The following is a 17,941-nucleotide window of genomic DNA, read 5'->3' as shown; positions in this document are numbered from 1 at the left end:
CTGAAGGAGAACAACATGGCTACTGCCAAGAAGAAACCGGCTGCTAAGAAGGTTGCTGCAAAGAAGACCGTTGCGAAGAAGGCTGCTGCTCCGGCGAAGAAGGCCGCGGTGAAGAAGGTTGCTGCGAAGAAGGTCGCGGTGAAGAAGGTTGCCGCGAAGAAGGCAGCACCGGCTAAGAAGGCCGCTGCAAAGAAGGTCGCAGCCAAGAAGGTCGCAACGAAGAAGGTTGCAGCCAAGAAAGTCGCAGCGAAGAAGGTCGCGGTGAAGAAGGTTGCTGCAAAGAAGGCAGCACCGGCCAAGAAGGCCGCCGCGAAGAAGGTTGCAGCCAAGAAAGTCGCGGTGAAGAAGGTTGCCGCGAAGAAGGCCGCACCGGCGAAGAAGGCTGCCGCGAAGAAGGCCGCGCCCGCGAAGAAGGCTGCCGCGAAGAAGGCCGCGCCGGCGAAGAAGGCTGCCGCGAAGAAGGCTGCGCCCGCCAAGAAGGCTGCCCCTGCGAAGACGGCGGCCGCACCGGCGAAGAAGGCTGCTGCCCCGAAGAAGGCCGTCGTGAAGAAGGCCGCGCCGGCAACGACCGCGTCGACCGCATCGGTTGCGCCGGCATCGGGCGTGAAGACCGCGCTCAACCCGGCAGCCGCATGGCCGTTCCCGACCGGCAGCCGTCCGTAATCGCGGCTGAGCAGCATCACCCGGACACTCATGTGTCCGTGGGTTGAGTAGCGCTACTCAATCAGTCCCGCCATCTGGCTCAGCTCAGGTGGCGGGATTTTTTTCGTCCGTATTCGTCCGTATGGGTCATCGATCGGCGGGCCGACGCGAGCGCGGACGAAAACGGGCGGACGAAAAAAAACGCATGCGCGGCTTCGCACATGCGTTCGACCGCGGCTTGCGCCGCGTGCTGAGGATATCGGTTAGTGCGTGACGCGCGTGACGCCGCCGCTCGACAGCAGGCGTACGCGCTCGCCGGCGCGGAACGCTTCGCCGCTCGCTGCCTGCGTGATCGAGCGCAGGTCGCCGTTGTCGAGACGCACGGTGATTTCGACACCGTTCGCCGTGCTGAGGTTTTCGCCGACCGCGTTGCCGGCGACTGCACCGACGAGGCCGCCGGCGATCGCCGTCAGGATCGAACCTTTGCCGCCGCCGATCGCGCTGCCCGCGACCGCACCGAGTGCGCCGCCGCCGAGCGTGCCGATCGCGCTGCCGCCGCCGTCGGACTGGATGCGCACCGCGCGGACGCTTTCGACCGTGCCCATGCGGACAGTTTGTTCGCGCTGCGCCTGGCCGACGCTATAGACATCCGCCGAACCGGGTGCCGTGAAGCAGCCGGCGAGGGTCAGCGTGGCCGTCAGCATGGCCGCGAGCGTGAGGGTTTTTCTGGTCAACATCTTTGCTCTCCCACAATATTCATTTGAGACTGTAACCGAATGCAGTCTCGAAGCGTGCGTCGATTTCCTCGCGCGTCAGTACGTAAGTCTGGGGCCCTTGATGAGCGATCTTGAGCGAGCCCAACAGGCTCGCGAGGCGGCCCGTGGTTGCCCAGTCGAGACCGTGCTCGATGCCGTACAGCAAGCCGCCCCGGAAAGCGTCGCCGCAGCCGGTCGGATCGGCGATGCGCTCGGCCGGCACGACCGGAATCTGCTCCGTGCCCTGCTTGTGGCGGATGGTCGCGCCGTGCTCGCCGCGCGTAATGACGAGAGCGTCGACCCGGCTGGCGATTTCGTCTTCGGACCATCCCGTCTTGTCGCTCACCAGCTTGGCCTCGTAGTCGTTGACCGCTACATAGGTCGCAAGTTCAATGCTGCGGCGCAGCGTCGCACCGTCGAACAGCGGCAGGCCCTGGCCCGGATCGAACACGAACGGCACACCGGCGCGGGCGAGTTCTTCCACGTGCTGCACCATTCCGTCGAAACCGTCCGGGCCGACGATCGCGAGCTTGATGTCCGGCGCGTCGCCCGCATGGTTCAGGTGCGACTGCATCATCGCGCCCGGGTGGAATGCGGTGATCTGGTTGTTGTCGAGATCGGTCGTGATCATCGCCTGCGCGGTGTACGTATCGGGCAGCACGCGCACATGGTCGCGGCGCAGGCCGAGTTGGTCGAACCGGTCGAGATACGGCTGCGCGTCGAACGCGCCCATCGTGGCCATGATGCGCGCATCGCCGCCGAGCAGGTGCAGCGCGTACGCGATGTTGCCCGCACAGCCGCCGAACTCGCGGCGCATCGTCGGCACGAGGAAGCTCAGGTTGATGAGGTGCACCTGGTCGGGCAGGATGTGCTCGCGGAACCGCCCTTCGAAGGTCATGATGGAGTCGTAGGCGATCGAGCCGCAAATCAGCGTAGCCAAGGTGTGCGTTCCTGTAGAAATGAGGGGCCCTGCGCGACAACGCCGCGCGAAGGGCGCGGCGCGGCAGGGGAAAGCGGAAGAAAGCTTACTTCAGTGCGGCGAGCGCTGCATCGTAGTTCGGCTCGTCCTTGATTTCGCCGACGAGTTCCGCGTGGATCACCTTGTCCTGCGCGTCGAGCACCACCACCGCACGCGCGGTCAGGCCGTTCAGCGGGCCGCTCGTCACGTCGACGCCGTACGCGTTCGCGAATGCGCGGCCGGTGCGGAACGTCGACGCCGTCACGACGTTCGCGAGGCCTTCGGTCGTGCAGAAGCGCGTGGCGGCGAACGGCAGGTCGGCGGACACGACGATCACGACCGTGTTGTCGAGCGACGACGCGGCTTCGTTGAACTTGCGGGTGGACGTCGCGCAGGTCGGCGTGTCGAGGCTCGGCACGATGTTCAGCACCTTGCGCTTGCCGGCGAAGCTGGCGAGCGTCAGATCGGCGAGATCCTTGCCGACCAGCTTGAAATCGGCGGCTTGCGCGCCGACGGCCGGGAACGTGCCGGCGAGATCGATCGGGTTGCCACCCAGCGTAACTTTGCTCATGTTCGTGCTCCGAAATAGCGCGCCGCTCGGGCGCGCGGGTTGAGACGGGCGCGCAAGCGCGCCGCGGCGCGTCACGGATAGAAGATCTGGACGCGGAAATTCGAGGCCGGCGTGCCGTTCGTTTCGAGGCGGACGACCATCGTCTGCGTCGTGCCGGGCGGCAGCCCGGCGTCGATCGGCGTGCCCGGGCGCACGTAGTCGCGCGGCGCGAGCACGCGACGCACGGTGACGTGGTTGGTGTCGTCGAGCAGCGTGAGTTCGAGCGACGGGTACGCGAGTGCGACGCGGTAGCGGTTCGTCAGCGGCACCTTGAGTTCGAGCTCGCGCGGGCCGTCGAGCTGGCGCAGGTCGGTCGCGTCGAGCCGCAATCCGTCGATCGCGCGCGGCGGCGCGACCGTGCAGCCGAGCGGCGCGCACGCCTGCCGGAACCAGCCCTGCGTGGCGGGCCAGGAGATCATCAGCGTTTCGCGCTGCCACCACGCCAGTTGCGCGGCGAGCAGGGCGACCAGCGCGGCCGCGACGAGGCCGCCGAAAAAGCCGCCGAGCATCCCGCGCCGCTGCGGCGCGCGCGTCTCGCGCGTGACGGCGAAGTGGGGACGATCGTCATCGGTCGGTGCGGCGGGGAACGGGACGGCCAGTTGGACGGCCGGTTGGTCGGCCGGCTGGACGTCTGGCTGGATGATCGGTTCGTCGGCCGCTGCTGTCGTCGGGGCCTTGTCGTGCCGGGCGAAGGTATCGGGTTCCGATGCGGTTTCGGTTTCGGTAACGGCGGGCGCGGGCCTGAACGCAAAGCGCGGTTCGCGCGGCGCGCGTTCGTCGTCGGGCGCCGCGAAGTGCGCGGGCACGACGGGTTCGACCGGTTCGGCGGCGGTTTCCGTTTCGGGCGGCAGGTGAGCGACGAAGCGCGGCTCGCGCGGGTCGCGCTCGACGGGCGCGGGCGACGACGCGGCTTCCCCGGTTTCCTGCGGTTCGTGCGGTTGCGGCGAATGCGGTTCGGCCGGTTGCTCGACGGCTGCCGAGGCATCGAGCTCGGCCGGAGACGACGCGAACGGCTCGGGCGTACCCGACAGATGGACGACGCCGGCTTCCGTGGACGGAAGCGCGAGCGGTATCAGCGGTTCGGTGCGCACGGTCTCGGCGCTGTGCTGCAGCGACGGATCGACGCCGCCGTCTAGCCACGGCGCCCACATGTCCCAGCCTTCCGGCTTGTAATCGGTGCCGGTCGGCAATTCGGGCGGCGCGTCGGTGGCGAACAGCCGAGCCGGGGCGGCCTGCTGGCGTGCGTCGCCGCCCTGCGGCGCGGCAGCCGGTTCGGTCAAGGCCGGCTCGGGCTGCCGCGCGTACTCGGGAACGAGCGATTCGGCGGCGTTGAAGACTTCGTGGCAATGCCCGCAGCGCACGAGCCCCTGGTGCAGCGAGAGCTGTTCCTGCTGCAGCCGGAAGACGGTTTCGCAATGAGGGCAGCGCGTCGCAAGAAGCATGTCGAGCCGGGCGGCCTGCTGGCCAGAGTGAAGGACAGCGCTATTCTAATGGCTTTCGCGGCGGGTTCCGGCGAGGCATACCCAACCTTCGTGCTCGCGCCAGACCGAGATGTCGACGTAGCGCGCATAGACGGCCGCCACTTCGTCGGCCTGGCGCGCGAGCACGCCGGACAGCGCGATGCGCCCGCCCGGCTTGACCTTCGACGCGAGCATCGACGCCATCAGCTTCAGCGGGTTCGACAGGATGTTCGCGACGACGATGTCGAATTCGCCGTCCGGGCAGGCGTCGGGCAGCCCGTACGTGACTTCCGCACGGTTGCGTTCGCTGTTCTGGCGCGCCGATTCGACCGCCTGCGGATCGATGTCGATCCCGATCACGGGGTTCGCCCCGCATTTCTTCGCCAGGATCGCGAGGATGCCCGAGCCGCAGCCGTAGTCGAGCACCGACTGGCCCGGCTTCACCGACTGCTCGAGCCATTCCATGCACAGCCGGGTAGTGGGGTGGCTGCCGGTACCGAACGCGAGGCCGGGATCGAGCTCGAGGACGAGCGCATCGGGATCGGGCGCATCGTGCCACGACGGCACGACCCAGATCCGCTCGCCGATCGGGATCGGCTCGAACTGCGACTGCGTGAGCCGCACCCAGTCCTGCTCCTCGACTTCGCGCACGACGAACTTCGGCGTTTCGGCGATGCCGATCTCGTTCGCGGCCGCCGCGAGCAGCACGGCCGGCTCGTGGTCGGCCGACAGCAGCGCGACCACGCGCGAATGCTGCCACGCGGTGCGATCGGGCACGAGGCCCGGCTCGCCGAAGAGCGGCTGTTCGTCGGGCGTGTCGGCGTCGGCGTCCTCGACGGACACCGACAGCGCGCCGAGATCGAGCAGCGCGTCGGACAGGGCCTCCGCATGCTCGCGGGCCAGTTCGACGACGAGTTCGCGATAACTCATGCTTACGCTTCTTCCGGTGCGACCTGCTGCTTCTGCGCGAGCCGGTTTTCGAGGTAGTGGATGCTGGTGCCGCCTTCGACGAACTTCGAGTCGATCATCAGCTCGCGGTGCAGCGGGATGTTGGTCTGGATGCCTTCGACGACCATTTCCGACAGCGCGATGCGCATCCGGCGGATCGCCTGTTCGCGCGTCGCGCCGTAGGTGATCAGCTTGCCGATCATCGAATCGTAGTTCGGCGGGACGAAATAACCATTGTACGCGTGCGAATCGACGCGCACGCCGGGGCCGCCCGGTGTATGCCACGACGTGATCCGGCCCGGCGACGGCGTGAACTTGAACGGATCTTCGGCGTTGATCCGGCATTCGATCGCATGCCCGCGGAACTGGATGTCGCGCTGGCGCAGCGCGAGCTTCTCGCCGGCCGCGATGCGGATCTGTTCCTGCACGATGTCGACGCCCGTGATCAGCTCCGATACCGGATGCTCGACCTGCACGCGCGTGTTCATCTCGATGAAGTAGAACTCGCCGTTTTCGTACAGGAATTCGAACGTGCCCGCACCGAGGTAGCCCATCTTCTTGCACGCGTCCGCGCAGCGGTCGCCGATGCGGTCGATCAGGCGGCGCGGAATGCCGGGCGCCGGCGCTTCCTCGATCACCTTCTGGTGGCGGCGCTGCATCGAGCAGTCGCGCTCGCCGAGCCAGATCGCGTTCTTGTGCGCGTCCGACAGCACCTGGATCTCGATGTGGCGCGGGTTCTCGAGGAACTTCTCCATGTACACCTGCGGGTTGCCGAACGCACGGCCGGCTTCCTCGCGGGTCATGTTGACCGCGTTGACGAGCGCGGCTTCGGTGTGCACGACGCGCATCCCGCGCCCGCCGCCGCCGCCAGCCGCCTTGATGATGACCGGATAGCCGATCGTGCGCGCAATCTTGACGATCTCCTTCGGATCGTCCGGCAACGCGCCTTCCGAGCCCGGCACGCACGGCACGCCGGTCTTGATCATCGTCTGCTTCGCGGTGACCTTGTCGCCCATCATGCGGATCGTTTCCGGACGCGGGCCGATGAACGTGAAGCCCGACTGCTCGACGCGCTCCGCGAAATCGGCGTTCTCCGACAGGAAGCCGTAGCCGGGGTGGATCGCCTCGGCATCGGTGACTTCCGCGGCGCTGATCAGCGCCGGCATGTTCAGGTAGCTCAGGTTCGACGGGGCCGGGCCGATGCAGACGGCTTCGTCCGCGAGGCGCACGTACTTGGCTTCCTTGTCGGCTTCCGAGTAGACGACCACCGTCTTGACGCCGAGTTCGCGGCACGCACGCTGGATGCGCAGCGCGATTTCACCGCGGTTGGCAATGAGGATTTTTTCAAACATAGCGAGTATTCGTCTCTTCGAGGGGCGCGCGAACGGCGCCTGGCGAGCATCGGCGGCGCGCGGCCGGCTGGGCCGCGCGGCGGGCTTAGCCGATCACGAAAAGCGGCTGGCCGTATTCGACGGCCTGGCCGTTCTCGACGAGGATTTCCTTGATCACGCCGGCCTTGTCCGACTCGATCTCGTTGAGCAGCTTCATCGCTTCGATGATGCAGATCGTCTGGCCTTCCTTGACCGTGTCGCCGGCCTGCACGAACGGGTCGGCGCCCGGCGACGGCGCACGATAGAACGTGCCGACCATCGGCGACGTCACGACGTGGCCCTGCGGAGCGGCCGGTGCGGCTGCAGCGCCGGCGGCCGGCGCGGCAGCGCCTTCGGTCGGCAGCGCGGCCGACGGAGCGGGCGCGCTGACTTGCGGGGCATACCCAGCCGTCGGCTGCACGTAGACCGGCGGCGCATTCTTGACGATACGCACCTTGCCTTCGCCTTCCGTCACTTCCAGCTCGGAGATGCCGGATTCGGAAACGAGGTCGATCAGAGTTTTCAGCTTACGAAGATCCATCGGGAATTCCCCTTTCAATACGTGAAAGCGCCGGTGAGCGGCCGGCGCTGAATCTAGATCGCGAAATCAGCCGCGCGACGCGCCTTGCAACTTGTCGAGCGCGTACTCGAGCGCGTACAGATAACCTTTCCAGCCGAGCCCGCAGATCACGCCTTCGGCCTGGTCGGAAAAGTAGGAGTGGTGCCTGAACGCTTCGCGGCGATGCACGTTCGACAGGTGAACCTCGACGAACGGAATGCCAACGCCGGCGATCGCGTCCCGGATCGCAACGCTCGTATGCGTATACGCGGCCGGATTGATCAGGATGAAGTCGGTCTGTTCCTCCCGCGCGGCCTGGATGCGGTCGACCAGCGCACCTTCATGGTTGCTCTGGAACGACGACAGTTCGGCGCCGGCCTCCTGGGCGCGCGCGGCAAGCGCCTGATCGATCTGCGCGAGCGTGACGCGGCCGTACACCTCCGGTTCCCGGGTGCCGAGAAGGTTCAGGTTGGGGCCGTGCAACACCAGCAATCGTGTCATGGTCGCTTCTATTTCTGCGGAATTGCGCGAACTTTAGCGCTATTTAGAGAAATTTGTCTAGTTTTGCCGAACGGCCAGACGCGTCGGACCCGCAAGAATTACCGGTGCGGATGCAAAGTATCGGCGAATTCACGCGAAATTGCGGCGAATGACCGGCAAATCGCCGCGAACGCGCAGGCCGTCGCTTGCGCGGATTACAGCGCGTCGAGCGTCTTTTTCAGCTCGGCCGGCTGGATTTGTCCTAATTTTGTCTCGCGGATCTTGCCGGTTTCGTCGATGACGACGGTAAACGGCAGCGCGCCGGCGGTATTTCCGAAATTGCGGGCCAGATCGGCGCCCGCATAGCCGCTGACGAAGACCGGATAATCGACCTTCACCTTCTGCAGGAAATTCTTCACGTTCTGCTCGGAATCCACGCCGATCCCGACGAAGCGGATGCCTTTCTGCTTGTACTGATGCGACAGCGCGACGAGCTCGGGCATTTCCTCGACGCACGGGCCGCACCACGACGCCCAGAAATTGACGACGACTTTCTGGCCCTTGAAGGCGGCCAGCGTGGCCGGCTTGCCGTCGACGCCGGTGAGCGACGACGCCCACAGCTGGTCGACCGGATTGCCGTGGGCGGCCGGCGCGGCGACGGCGACGCCGTCGTCCGTCGTGCCGCGGAACCAGTGGCCGGCGGCGATCCCGCCGGCAACGGCGGCGGCCGCGACCACCGCGAGCGCCAACATGCGTTTCATCATCATCGTTGAATCATTCCGGTTCGGAAGGGGCCTCGCCTGCCGCGACGAGTGCGCGCAGCGCGGCGGCGTCCGCGCGGGCGACGCGGCCGCGCGCGTCGGCCTTCACCGCGCCGCGCAGGTCGTCGCTCGCATACAGCGCGAGATGGATGCCGATCGCGTCCACGTCGCGCCGCGGGCGCCACAGGAAACTGAGCGTTTCGACGTCGCCGCGGCCCGCGAAATGCCGTGTCTCGGACACGTCGTACTGGACGTTCTGGTTCAGCAGGTAGATCGCGACGTCCTTCGGGTTGTCGGTGAATGCCTGCAAATGGATATCCGAATGCGCGTTCGCGGTGCCGTTCAGCACGGCGCCCGTCACATAAGGATGGAACTCGGCGAGCCGGCGCATCCAGTCGAGCGCGATCTCGCGCAGGCGGCGCAGTTCGTCCGGCTGCGTGTCGCTCTGGAACAGCGCGAGGTACTCGCGCAGTTCTTCCTCGATCTGGTCGTTATCCGGCAGCCATTCGCCCGCAACGCGCGAATCGCCCAGCAACTGGCGCGCGGCCTTGCGTTTCGCGCCGGCGTAGTCCAGCCCGTCCTCCGCGATCAGGCGGGCGGCGGACTGGGCGATTTCCTCGCGGACGCGCCGCGGGTCGACAAGAGGTTTGCGAGACATGATCCGGCAATCATACTCGATCGTCGCGGCGCCCGAGCACGGGTGCGGCGGCCCGCCGCCCGAGGGTGACGGCGCCGTTCGCCCGCATCGTTCGGGCCGCCGGGCATCGCAGGCCGTCAGTTACAATAGTGCTCTTTTGTGTCGCGGCCAGGTCGTTGGCCGGGCGCCGGCCGCACGGCCTCGCCGGCGCGCCGCGCACGCATCCTTTCCGAATCGACGGCGCCCGGCGGCGCGAAAGCATTCATCTATGCACATCCACATTCTTGGCATCTGCGGCACCTTCATGGGCGGTCTCGCCGTACTCGCACGCGCGGCGGGCCACACGGTGACGGGTTGCGACGCGGGCGTCTATCCGCCGATGAGCACGCAGCTCGAGGCGCAGGGCATCACGCTGATCGAGGGCTACGGCGCGGAGCAGATCGACCTGAAGCCGGACCTGTTCGTGATCGGCAACGTCGTCACGCGCGGCAATCCGCTGATGGAGGCGATCCTCGATCGCGGCCTGCCTTACGTGTCCGGCCCGCAGTGGCTTGGCGAGCACGTGCTGGCCGGCAAGTGGGTGCTCGCCGTGGCGGGCACGCACGGCAAGACGACCACGTCGTCGATGCTCGCGTGGCTGCTGGAAGACGCGGGGCTGAACCCGGGCTTCCTGATCGGCGGCGTGCCGCTGAACTTCGGCGTGTCCGCGCGGCTCACCGATTCGAGCTTCTTCGTGATCGAGGCGGACGAGTACGACACGGCATTCTTCGACAAGCGCTCGAAGTTCGTGCACTACCGGCCGCGCACCGCGGTGCTGAACAACCTGGAATTCGATCACGCCGACATCTTCCCCGATCTCGCCGCGATCGAGACGCAATTCCATCATCTGGTGCGCACCGTGCCCGGCGTCGGGCGGATCGTCACGAACGGCCGCTCCGACGCGCTCGAGCGCGTGCTGGCGCGCGGCTGCTGGAGCGAGGTCGAACGCTTCGGCGTCGACGGCGGCTGGCGGGCGCTGCCGGCCGAGGACGGCGTGCCGGTGGACGAACGCTTCGCGGTGTATCGCCAAGCCGAGCGTGTCGGCGAAGTCGCGTGGCAGGTGCAGGGCGACCACAACCGGATGAACGCGCTCGCGGCGATCGCCGCCGCGCGCCACGTCGGCGTGCCGCCCGCGCAGGCGGCCGTTTCGCTCGCCTCGTTCCGCAACGTGAAGCGCCGCATGGAAGTGCGCGGCAGCGTGGACGGCGTGACCGTCTATGACGATTTCGCCCACCATCCGACCGCGATCGACACCACGATCGCCGGCCTTCGCGCGCGCATCGGCCGCAAGAATGCCCGCATCCTCGCGGTGCTGGAGCCGCGCTCGAACACGATGAAGCTCGGCGTGATGAAGTCGCAATTGCCGTCGAGCCTCGCCGACGCCGATCTCGTGTTCGGCTACGGCGCGCCGACCGGGCGCGATGCGCTCGGCTGGAATCTCGCCGAAGCGCTCGCGCCGCTCGGCGAGCGTGCGCGCGCATTCGACGACCTGCACGTGCTGGTGAAGGCGGTAGTGGAGGCCGCGCGCCCGGGCGACCACGTGCTCGTGATGAGCAACGGCGGTTTCGGCGGCGTGCACCAGAAGCTGCTCGACGCGCTCGGGAGCCGCACGTGATCCTGTATCTGCACGGCTTCCGGTCGTCGCCGGAATCGCAGAAGTCACGGCTGCTCGCCGCGCGCATGGCCGAACTCGGCCGCACCGGCGAGTGGCGGTGCCCGTCGCTGTCGGTGTCGCCGCTCGACGCGATCGCGATCGCGGAAGCCGAGGTCGCGGGCGCGCGCGACGTGACCGTGATCGGCAGCTCGCTCGGCGGGTATTACGCGACGTGGCTCGCCGAAAAGCATGGCTGGAAAGCCGTGCTGCTGAATCCGGCGATCGTGCCGCAGCGCGATCTCGAACAGCATCTGGGCGAGCAGCCGCTGTGGCACGGCGGCGGCACGATCGTCGTCGAGCGCCGCCACCTGCACGAACTCGACGCGCTGCGCGTGCCGGCGATCACGCGCGCCGACCGCTACTATCTGTTCGCGGCGACCGGCGACGAAGTGCTCGATTATCGCGAGATGCTCGCCCATTACCCGGGCGCGAAAACCCGCGTGATCGACGGCAGCGATCACGGGATCAGCGAATTTGCCGACTATGTCGACGACGTTCTCGCGTTTTGCGACGGAAAGACGACTTGAACCGGCCGCGTGCCGATCGAATCCCCAACATCATGCGGCGCCGCCGACGCGGCGCCCGGCAGTCTGAACGAGAGTACTGAGTGAACGTTTTCTTCGAGGAATCGGGCAGTTTCAAGGCGGGCAGCGTGCTGTCGCGCCAGGGCGACGCATTTCAGGTCGAGTTGCCCGGCGGGCGGCGCGCGAAGGTGCGCGCGAAAGACGTGCTGATCGAATTCGACAAGCCGGCCGCAAGCGAACTGATGCAGGAGGCCGACACGGCCGCGCAGCAGATCGATCTGGATTTTCTGTGGGAATGCGCGCCGGCCGACGAGTTCGCGTACACGGCGCTGGCCGCCGAATACTTCGGCGCGACGTACGGCCCGGTCGAGCGCGCCGCGCTGGTGCTGCGGCTGCACGGCTCGCCCGTCTATTTTCGCCGCAAGGGGCGCGGCCAGTACCAGCGCGCGCCGGAAGAGCAGCTCAAGATGGCGCTCGCGTCGCTCGAGCGCAAGCGCCAGCAGGCGCTCGTGCAGGCGCAGTATGAAGAGGAACTGAAGGCCGGCAAGCTGCCGGAAGCGTTCGCGGGCAAGGTGCTCGGGCTGCTGACGCGGCCGGACAAGAATTCGATCGAATACAAGGCGATGGAAGCGGCGGCCGGCGCGCGCGGCGTGTCGCCGGCGCGGCTGATGCTCGACTGCGGCGGCATCGAGTCGCCGCGTGCGCTGCACGAAGCGCGCTTTCTCGCGGAATTCTTCCCGCACGGCACGGGCTTTCCGCCCGTCACGGTCGGCCCGCTGCCGGACGACCTGCCGCGCGCGAACGTCGAGGCGTTCTCGATCGACGACATCACGACCACCGAAATCGACGACGCGTTTTCGGTCGAGCACCTGTCCGACGGCCGGGTGCGAATCGGCGTGCACATCGCGGCGCCGGCGCTCGGCATCGTGCGCGGCGACCCGGTCGACGCGATCGCGCGTGCGCGCCTGTCGACCGTCTACATGCCGGGCGACAAGATCACGATGTTGCCGGACGACGTCGTCGACGTGTTCACGCTGAAAGAGGGCGACTATCGCCCGGCGCTGTCGCTGTACATCATCGTCAACCGCGAGACGCAGGAGATCGTCGCGAACGAGACGCGCGCCGAGCTCGTGTTCGTGAAGAGCAACCTGCGCCACAACACGCTCGACGAGCTCGTCAACGAAGAGACGCTCGCGGCCGGCACCGGCGACTATCCGCACAAGGACGACATCGCCGTGCTGTGGCCGCTCGCGCAGGCGCTGTTCGAGAAGCGCCAGGTCGCGCGCGCGGGCTACGGGCTGAAGCGCGAGGTGCAGCGCAACACCGACTACAACTTCTACGTCGAAGGCGAGCACGTGACGATCACGCCGCGCCGCCGCGGCTCGCCGCTCGACCTGATCGTGTCGGAGCTCGCGATCCTCGCGAACTCGACCTGGGGCGCGTTCCTGCACGACCATACGGTGCCGGGCATCTACCGGTCGCAGCGCGGCTTCGGCGCGCCGGGCCCGAAGCGCACGCGGATGCAGACGACGGCCGCGCCGCACGAAGGCCTCGGCGTCGCGCAATACGCATGGAGCACGTCGCCGCTGCGCCGCTACGTCGACCTCGTGAACCAGTGGCAGCTGCTCGCGTGCGTGCAGCACGGCGTCACCGCGAAGCTCGCCGCGCCGTTCAAGCCGAAGGACGCCGATCTCTACGCGGTCGTGCAGGGCTTCGACGATACGTATACGGCCTACGCCGACTACCAGCGCCGGATGGAGTACTTCTGGTGCCTGCGCTGGCTCGCGCAGGAGCAGAAGAAGCAGGTGGTCGCGAGCGTCGTGAAGGGTGATCTCGTGCGCCTCGAGGAAATCCCGCTGCTGCTGCACGTGCCGGGGCTCGGCGTGCATGCGCGCGGCACGCGCGTGCTGCTCGACGTGATGTCGCTCGACGAGCTGACGATCGAGGCGTCGGTGCGGCTGTTGAACGTGCTCGACGCGCCGACCGTGACGAGCGGCGACGCGGCCGACGACGAGGATGACGCCGAAGGCGGCGACGACACGCTGGTCGACGCGCAAGACGCGTCGGCGCAAGCCGAGGCCGAAGCGCTGGCCGAATCGGGCGATGCGGCGGCAGAGGGCGGCGAGGCCGCGGGCGGCAACGACGGCGAAGCGGGGCGCGCATCATGAACGCAACTGCGTCGACGAGCGGCGCCGACCGCTATGTCGTGTTCGGCAACCCGGTGGCGCACAGCAAGTCGCCGTTCATCCACGCGCAGTTCGCCGCGCAGACCGGCGAGCCGATCGAGTACACGCACCGGCTCGCGCCGGTCGACGGGTTCGAGGCCGCCGTGCGCGCGTTCGTCGCCGAAGGCGGACGCGGCGCGAACGTGACGGTGCCGTTCAAGCTCGACGCGCATGCGCTCGCCGATACGCTGTCGCCGCGCGCGGCGGCGGCCGGTGCGGTGAACACGCTGCGCATCGACGCCGACGGCCGCCTCCACGGCGACAACACCGACGGCGTCGGCCTCGTGCGCGACATCGAGGCGAATCTCGGCGTGTCGCTCGCCGGTGCGCGCATCCTGCTGCTCGGCGCGGGCGGCGCCGCGCGCGGCGTCGTGCTGCCGCTGCTCGACCGCGCGCCGCTGTCGATCGAAATCGTGAATCGCACCGCGAGCAAGGCCGAAGCGCTCGTCGGCCAGTTCATGCAGGCCGCGCACGATGCGGGCTGCACGCTCGCGGGCGGCGGCCCCGGCGTCGTGCGCGCCGAGCCGTACGACGTGGTGATCAATGCGACGGCCGGCAGCCTCGATGCCGCGCTGCCGGAATGCGACGCGGCCGCGTTCGGCACGGGCACGCTCGCGTACGACATGATGTACGGCGCGCAGCCGACCGTGTTCATGCAGCACGCGGCGTCGCTCGGCGCGCGCACGGCCGACGGGCTCGGGATGCTCGTCGAGCAGGCCGCCGAATCGTTCTTCATCTGGCGCGGCGTGCGGCCGGACGGTGCGCCGGTGCTGGCCGCGCTGCGCCAGGCGCTCGCGGCGAGCTGAACGGAGCGGCACGTGGTGGCGGTGAGCGGCATGCAGCGCACGCGTACGGTGAGCGTCGCTCGCTGGCTCGTCTACGCAGGGTCGGTGTTCGCGGGCGCGTGGCTCGCGACGCAACTGTTCTATCTCGCGCAGATCGCGCTGTGGTCGTTCGTGAATCCGGGCTCGACCGCATTCATGCGCACCGACGCGTGGTGGCTGTCGCGCGACACGCCGCCCGCGCAGATCCGGCACCAGTGGGTGCCGTACGACCAGATCTCGCGCAACCTGAAGCGGGCGCTGATCGCCTCCGAGGATTCGACGTTCGCGACCAACAACGGCTACGACGTCGACGCGATCCTGCAGGCGTGGGAGAAGAACAAGGCGCGCGGCAGGATCGTCGCGGGCGGCTCGACGATCACGCAGCAGCTCGCCCGCAACCTGTTCCTGTCGCGCGAGAAGAGCTACATCCGCAAGGGGCAGGAGCTCATCATCACGTGGATGCTCGAAACGGTGCTCGACAAGGAACGCATCTTCGAGATCTACCTGAATTCGGTCGAATGGGGCCGCGGCGTGTACGGCGCCGAGGCGGCCGCACGCTATTACTACAGGATTCCCGCGAGCCGGCTCGGCGCGTGGCAGTCGGCGCGTCTCGCGGTGATGCTGCCGAAGCCGCGCTGGTTCGACGCGCATCGCGGCTCGGCCTACCAGGCGCAGCGTGCGGCGGTCATCGCGCGCCGGATGGGGGCGGCCGAGCTGCCGCAATCCGAGTAAGCGGCGGCGCGCCGCTGCATTGTCCGTTCTGCCGTTGGCGCACGGTTGCTGCACCGCAGCGCATTCATGTCGCGATCATGTCGGGCCGGATCCTTTAGACGAATCCGTCTATTTCGATTTGCTGAGCAATATCGGCGACTACCTGCTTTTGTTGGTCGGCATTGCACGAAACGGGTGCTTTTTTAGTCGTTTCCGGTCACCGCGAAAGTCGGCGAAAGCGACGTGAAATGCAACGTTTCGCGAATCGAAGCATTCCTGAAAGGTGTGCGCCGCACCGGCCGCACGCCAAATATTTCCAAATTTTTCAAAGCCGGCGGGCTCGCGTATATTGGCCGGCGCCTCGGCTCATCGGCCGCAATCGAGGCGGGGGGCGGCTTATCCGGCTGCTCGACACGAAAAACATCCGAGAGAAGGAACGCAACGATGCCAGCGAGCAAAGCGAAGCTGTTGTTGGGGGTGGTGTGTTCTTCGCTGATTCTGACGGCCTGCAACGACGACGTGACGTCGTCCGCTGCGGCGAGCGCCGCGAATTCAGCCGATCCCGCCGGTCAGGTCGACCGCGCGTACAACGATCCGAACAGTTATTCGTCGAGCGCGAACGCGTCGCTCGACGCGGCCGCCGCGGTCGAAAAGGCGGCCGTCACGCACCACCAGATCACGCTGAACGGCAAGACGATCCGGTACACGGCCACCGCCGGCCACCTCGTCGCGCGCAATCCGCAGACGGGCGCGCCTGAAGCGTCGTTCTTCTACGTCGCCTACACGGCCGACAACCAGCCCGCGGCGAAGCGGCCCGTCACGTTCCTGTACAACGGCGGCCCCGGTTCGGCCTCGGTGTGGCTGCATCTCGGCTCGTTCGGCCCGCGTCGTATCCAGACCGGCGACCCGAACGCGAACACGTCGACGTTCCCGTTCGTCGACAACCAGGACACGCTGCTCGACACGACCGACCTCGTGTTCGTCGATGCGATCGGCACCGGCTTTTCGGAGGCGATCGCGCCGAACACGAACCAGACGTTCTGGGGCGTCGACCAGGACGCCGGCGCATTCCGCGATTTCGTGACGCGCTACCTGAACGTGAACCAGCGCGGCGCTTCGCCGAAATACCTGTTCGGCGAATCGTACGGCACGCCGCGCACCGACGTGCTCGCGAACCTGCTCGAGACGGCCGGCGTGAAGCTCGACGGCATCGTGCTGCAGTCGTCGATCCTGAACTACAACACCAACTGCGACATGGCGAGCGACTATGTCGGCAACTCGAACAACGGCGCGAGCCCGGTGAGCTGCGCGGGCTTCGTGCCGTCGTACGGCACGGTCGGCGCGTACTACCAGCTCGACAACCCGAACCCGTCGAACCTGCCGCAGTATGCGGACCAGATGCGCCTGCTGACGGCCGGCAGCTACGCGCCCGCCGTGAACGCGTACCTCGCGAGCCACACGCCGCCGCCGCCGAACCTGGTCACGACGATGGTGAATTCGACCGGCGTGAAGCAAGCGCTGTGGAATGCGGACTTCAACGTGGTCCCGACCTTCTTCGACAACAGCTTCCAGTTGTCGCTCGTTCCGGGCACGCTGATCGGCCGCTACGACGCACGCGTGAACGTGCCCCTGTCGAGCCCGCTCGCGGCCGACGGCGATCCGTCCAGCTCGTTCATCACGAAGCCGTTCACCGACACGATCGGCAGCTACCTGCCGAACGAACTCAAGTACACCGCGCAGTCGGCCTACTCGGTGAGCAGCAATGCGATCAACACGTGGGACTGGACGCACGACGGCCTCGCGATGCCCGACACGATCCCCGATCTGGCCGCGGCGCTGACGCTGAACCCGCAGTTGAAGGTGCTGTCGCTGAACGGGTATCACGACATCGCGACGCCGTTCTACCAGACCGAGCTCGACCTCGCGCGGCTCGGCACGCAACCGAACCTGACGATCAAGGACTATCAGGGCGGGCACATGGTCTATCTCGACGATACGTCGCGTCCGCAGGAGAAAGCCGACCTCGTGACCTTCTACAACGCGGCCGCGCACTGATGCGCGAGGCCGGCGACAGGTGCCCTCGGCGGCGCCGCTCGCCGGCAGTCGACCTCATTCCAGACTGGAGCCTGACATGAAGAATCGTTTCATCGTCGTTGCCGCGGCGCTCGCATGCGTCGGCGCCGCCACATCCGTTTCCGCGTTCGCACAGGCGAGCGACGCCGTCGCGCCGGCGCGTGCGCGCCAGGCGCAGCTCGGCGATCCGTACGTGCCGCCGGCCGCGCGCCACGCGAGCGCCGGCACGCAGACGACCGGCGCCGCACTGCATGCGCAGGTGGTGCGCAAGCTCGCGCGGCAGTTCAGCGCGGCCGATACGCAGAACACGGGTTCGATCACCGAGTCGCAGGCGCGCGCGGCCGGCCTCGGCTACGTCGCGAACCACTTCCGGCAGATCGATGCGGGCGGCAGCGGCCGCGTGTCGTTCGCCGACGTACAGCGCTACATGCAGGCGCGCGGCACGAGCCAGCAGTAAGCGCGGGACGCGGTGAGCAAACGGGGGCGGAACCTGCGGCACGGCGGGTTCCGCCCCCGTGCGCATCGCCCGGCGGTTGCGCGAGCCCCCGAGTCGATCTCGCCTGAATTCTCATTATCTGGACAACGCATTCAAATATTGGAGCCGAGTGCGTGCGCTCCTACAATCCGAAGCACATCGACAGCTTCGGACCCACGCATCGCGCGGCGCCCGTCGCACACGGAGACACCTTCCATGAAGTTCGCCGGGCGCTT

At 67.5% G+C, this 17,941-nt stretch carries 18 protein-coding genes; 8 read left to right on the top strand and 10 right to left on the bottom strand.

Annotated elements, in window-relative coordinates:
* Positions 1 to 15 precede the first annotated feature (15 nt).
* Positions 16 to 663, top strand: coding sequence for a histone H1-like DNA-binding protein (locus tag KPB06_RS21845; protein WP_081059044.1), 648 nt, complete (start codon positions 16 to 18; stop codon positions 661 to 663).
* Positions 664 to 905: 242 nt separating this feature from the next.
* Here the strand turns inward: KPB06_RS21845 and KPB06_RS21840 are convergent, their stop codons facing one another.
* From KPB06_RS21840 to KPB06_RS21795, 10 genes are all read right to left on the bottom strand, one after another.
* Positions 906 to 1,379: an outer membrane lipoprotein gene (locus KPB06_RS21840; protein WP_059580922.1), complete on the bottom strand. Its 474-nt coding sequence runs from the start codon at positions 1,377 to 1,379 to the stop codon at positions 906 to 908.
* A 19-nt stretch (positions 1,380 to 1,398) separates the two neighbouring features.
* Entirely contained in the window at positions 1,399 to 2,337 is a 939-nt protein-coding gene (locus KPB06_RS21835) for a carbohydrate kinase family protein (RefSeq protein WP_059580925.1), read from the bottom strand.
* 85 nt (positions 2,338 to 2,422) lie between these two features.
* Entirely contained in the window at positions 2,423 to 2,926 is a 504-nt protein-coding gene (tpx, locus tag KPB06_RS21830; protein ID WP_050013872.1) for a thiol peroxidase, read from the bottom strand.
* A 71-nt stretch (positions 2,927 to 2,997) separates the two neighbouring features.
* A complete protein-coding gene (locus KPB06_RS21825) occupies positions 2,998 to 4,407 on the bottom strand; it encodes a DUF3426 domain-containing protein (RefSeq protein WP_059580926.1) in 1,410 nt (469 codons plus the stop codon).
* A gap of 45 nt (positions 4,408 to 4,452) precedes the next feature.
* On the bottom strand, positions 4,453 to 5,355 hold the full coding sequence (gene prmA / locus KPB06_RS21820) for a 50S ribosomal protein L11 methyltransferase (protein ID WP_034186386.1): 903 nt from the start codon (positions 5,353 to 5,355) through the stop codon (positions 4,453 to 4,455).
* Between the two features lie 2 nt (positions 5,356 to 5,357).
* Positions 5,358 to 6,725 (bottom strand): acetyl-CoA carboxylase biotin carboxylase subunit, encoded by a 1,368-nt coding sequence (gene accC, locus KPB06_RS21815; protein ID WP_059580930.1) that lies wholly within the window; start codon positions 6,723 to 6,725, stop codon positions 5,358 to 5,360.
* Between the two features lie 85 nt (positions 6,726 to 6,810).
* Positions 6,811 to 7,284 (bottom strand): acetyl-CoA carboxylase biotin carboxyl carrier protein, encoded by a 474-nt coding sequence (gene accB, locus KPB06_RS21810; protein WP_059580933.1) that lies wholly within the window; start codon positions 7,282 to 7,284, stop codon positions 6,811 to 6,813.
* 66 nt (positions 7,285 to 7,350) lie between these two features.
* Positions 7,351 to 7,803: a type II 3-dehydroquinate dehydratase gene (gene aroQ, locus KPB06_RS21805; protein WP_040143361.1), complete on the bottom strand. Its 453-nt coding sequence runs from the start codon at positions 7,801 to 7,803 to the stop codon at positions 7,351 to 7,353.
* Positions 7,804 to 7,997: 194 nt separating this feature from the next.
* Positions 7,998 to 8,549: a TlpA family protein disulfide reductase gene (locus KPB06_RS21800; protein WP_059580937.1), complete on the bottom strand. Its 552-nt coding sequence runs from the start codon at positions 8,547 to 8,549 to the stop codon at positions 7,998 to 8,000.
* Between the two features lie 7 nt (positions 8,550 to 8,556).
* Positions 8,557 to 9,201, bottom strand: coding sequence for a hypothetical protein (locus KPB06_RS21795; RefSeq protein ID WP_059580939.1), 645 nt, complete (start codon positions 9,199 to 9,201; stop codon positions 8,557 to 8,559).
* Positions 9,202 to 9,448: 247 nt separating this feature from the next.
* On the opposite strand from KPB06_RS21795, the gene mpl reads away from it, so the two are divergent.
* The 7 genes from mpl to KPB06_RS21760 all read left to right on the top strand — a co-directional run bounded on the left by mpl (position 9,449) and on the right by KPB06_RS21760 (position 17,687).
* Positions 9,449 to 10,834, top strand: a complete 1,386-nt coding sequence (gene mpl, locus KPB06_RS21790) for a UDP-N-acetylmuramate:L-alanyl-gamma-D-glutamyl-meso-diaminopimelate ligase (RefSeq protein ID WP_059580941.1) — start codon at positions 9,449 to 9,451, stop codon at positions 10,832 to 10,834.
* Positions 10,831 to 11,400, top strand: coding sequence for a YqiA/YcfP family alpha/beta fold hydrolase (locus KPB06_RS21785; protein ID WP_059580943.1), 570 nt, complete (start codon positions 10,831 to 10,833; stop codon positions 11,398 to 11,400). Before mpl ends, KPB06_RS21785 begins: the two co-directional genes overlap by 4 nt.
* 80 nt (positions 11,401 to 11,480) lie before the next feature.
* The gene (locus tag KPB06_RS21780) at positions 11,481 to 13,565 is read left to right on the top strand and encodes an RNB domain-containing ribonuclease (protein ID WP_059580946.1); all 2,085 of its coding nucleotides are present in this window, start codon (positions 11,481 to 11,483) and stop codon (positions 13,563 to 13,565) included.
* Positions 13,562 to 14,428, top strand: coding sequence for a shikimate dehydrogenase (aroE, locus tag KPB06_RS21775; RefSeq protein WP_059580948.1), 867 nt, complete (start codon positions 13,562 to 13,564; stop codon positions 14,426 to 14,428). The genes KPB06_RS21780 and aroE overlap by 4 nt, the downstream gene beginning before the upstream one ends.
* Positions 14,429 to 14,440: 12 nt before the next feature.
* Entirely contained in the window at positions 14,441 to 15,178 is a 738-nt protein-coding gene (gene mtgA / locus KPB06_RS21770) for a monofunctional biosynthetic peptidoglycan transglycosylase (protein WP_059580951.1), read from the top strand.
* Positions 15,179 to 15,601: 423 nt separating this feature from the next.
* Complete coding sequence (locus tag KPB06_RS21765) at positions 15,602 to 17,212, top strand: S10 family peptidase (RefSeq protein ID WP_059580953.1); 1,611 nt, start codon at positions 15,602 to 15,604, stop codon at positions 17,210 to 17,212.
* A gap of 76 nt (positions 17,213 to 17,288) precedes the next feature.
* Complete coding sequence (locus KPB06_RS21760; protein ID WP_059580955.1) at positions 17,289 to 17,687, top strand: EF-hand domain-containing protein; 399 nt, start codon at positions 17,289 to 17,291, stop codon at positions 17,685 to 17,687.
* The last annotated feature ends 254 nt before the right edge of the window (positions 17,688 to 17,941 follow it).

This window comes from Burkholderia semiarida (assembly GCF_029268935.1).
GTDB classification, from domain to species: domain Bacteria; phylum Pseudomonadota; class Gammaproteobacteria; order Burkholderiales; family Burkholderiaceae; genus Burkholderia; species Burkholderia semiarida.
Note: the sequence above shows the minus strand (reverse complement) of the source record. Positions and strands in the feature narration are given on the sequence as shown.

Bases quoted from the DNA above. Each gene is read 5' to 3' on its own strand.
- aroE (WP_059580948.1), top strand. From the start codon at position 13,562: ATGAACGCAACTGCGTCGACGAGCGGCGCCGACCGCTATGTCGTGTTC.
- KPB06_RS21800 (WP_059580937.1), bottom strand. From the start codon at position 8,549: ATGATGATGAAACGCATGTTGGCGCTCGCGGTGGTCGCGGCCGCCGCC.
- tpx (WP_050013872.1), bottom strand. From the start codon at position 2,926: ATGAGCAAAGTTACGCTGGGTGGCAACCCGATCGATCTCGCCGGCACG.
- aroQ (WP_040143361.1), bottom strand. From the start codon at position 7,803: ATGACACGATTGCTGGTGTTGCACGGCCCCAACCTGAACCTTCTCGGC.
- KPB06_RS21840 (WP_059580922.1), bottom strand. From the start codon at position 1,379: ATGTTGACCAGAAAAACCCTCACGCTCGCGGCCATGCTGACGGCCACG.
- KPB06_RS21825 (WP_059580926.1), bottom strand. From the start codon at position 4,407: ATGCTTCTTGCGACGCGCTGCCCTCATTGCGAAACCGTCTTCCGGCTG.
- accC (WP_059580930.1), bottom strand. From the start codon at position 6,725: ATGTTTGAAAAAATCCTCATTGCCAACCGCGGTGAAATCGCGCTGCGC.
- KPB06_RS21845 (WP_081059044.1), top strand. From the start codon at position 16: ATGGCTACTGCCAAGAAGAAACCGGCTGCTAAGAAGGTTGCTGCAAAG.
- mpl (WP_059580941.1), top strand. From the start codon at position 9,449: ATGCACATCCACATTCTTGGCATCTGCGGCACCTTCATGGGCGGTCTC.
- KPB06_RS21760 (WP_059580955.1), top strand. From the start codon at position 17,289: ATGAAGAATCGTTTCATCGTCGTTGCCGCGGCGCTCGCATGCGTCGGC.
- prmA (WP_034186386.1), bottom strand. From the start codon at position 5,355: ATGAGTTATCGCGAACTCGTCGTCGAACTGGCCCGCGAGCATGCGGAG.
- KPB06_RS21765 (WP_059580953.1), top strand. From the start codon at position 15,602: ATGCCAGCGAGCAAAGCGAAGCTGTTGTTGGGGGTGGTGTGTTCTTCG.
- KPB06_RS21795 (WP_059580939.1), bottom strand. From the start codon at position 9,201: ATGTCTCGCAAACCTCTTGTCGACCCGCGGCGCGTCCGCGAGGAAATC.
- accB (WP_059580933.1), bottom strand. From the start codon at position 7,284: ATGGATCTTCGTAAGCTGAAAACTCTGATCGACCTCGTTTCCGAATCC.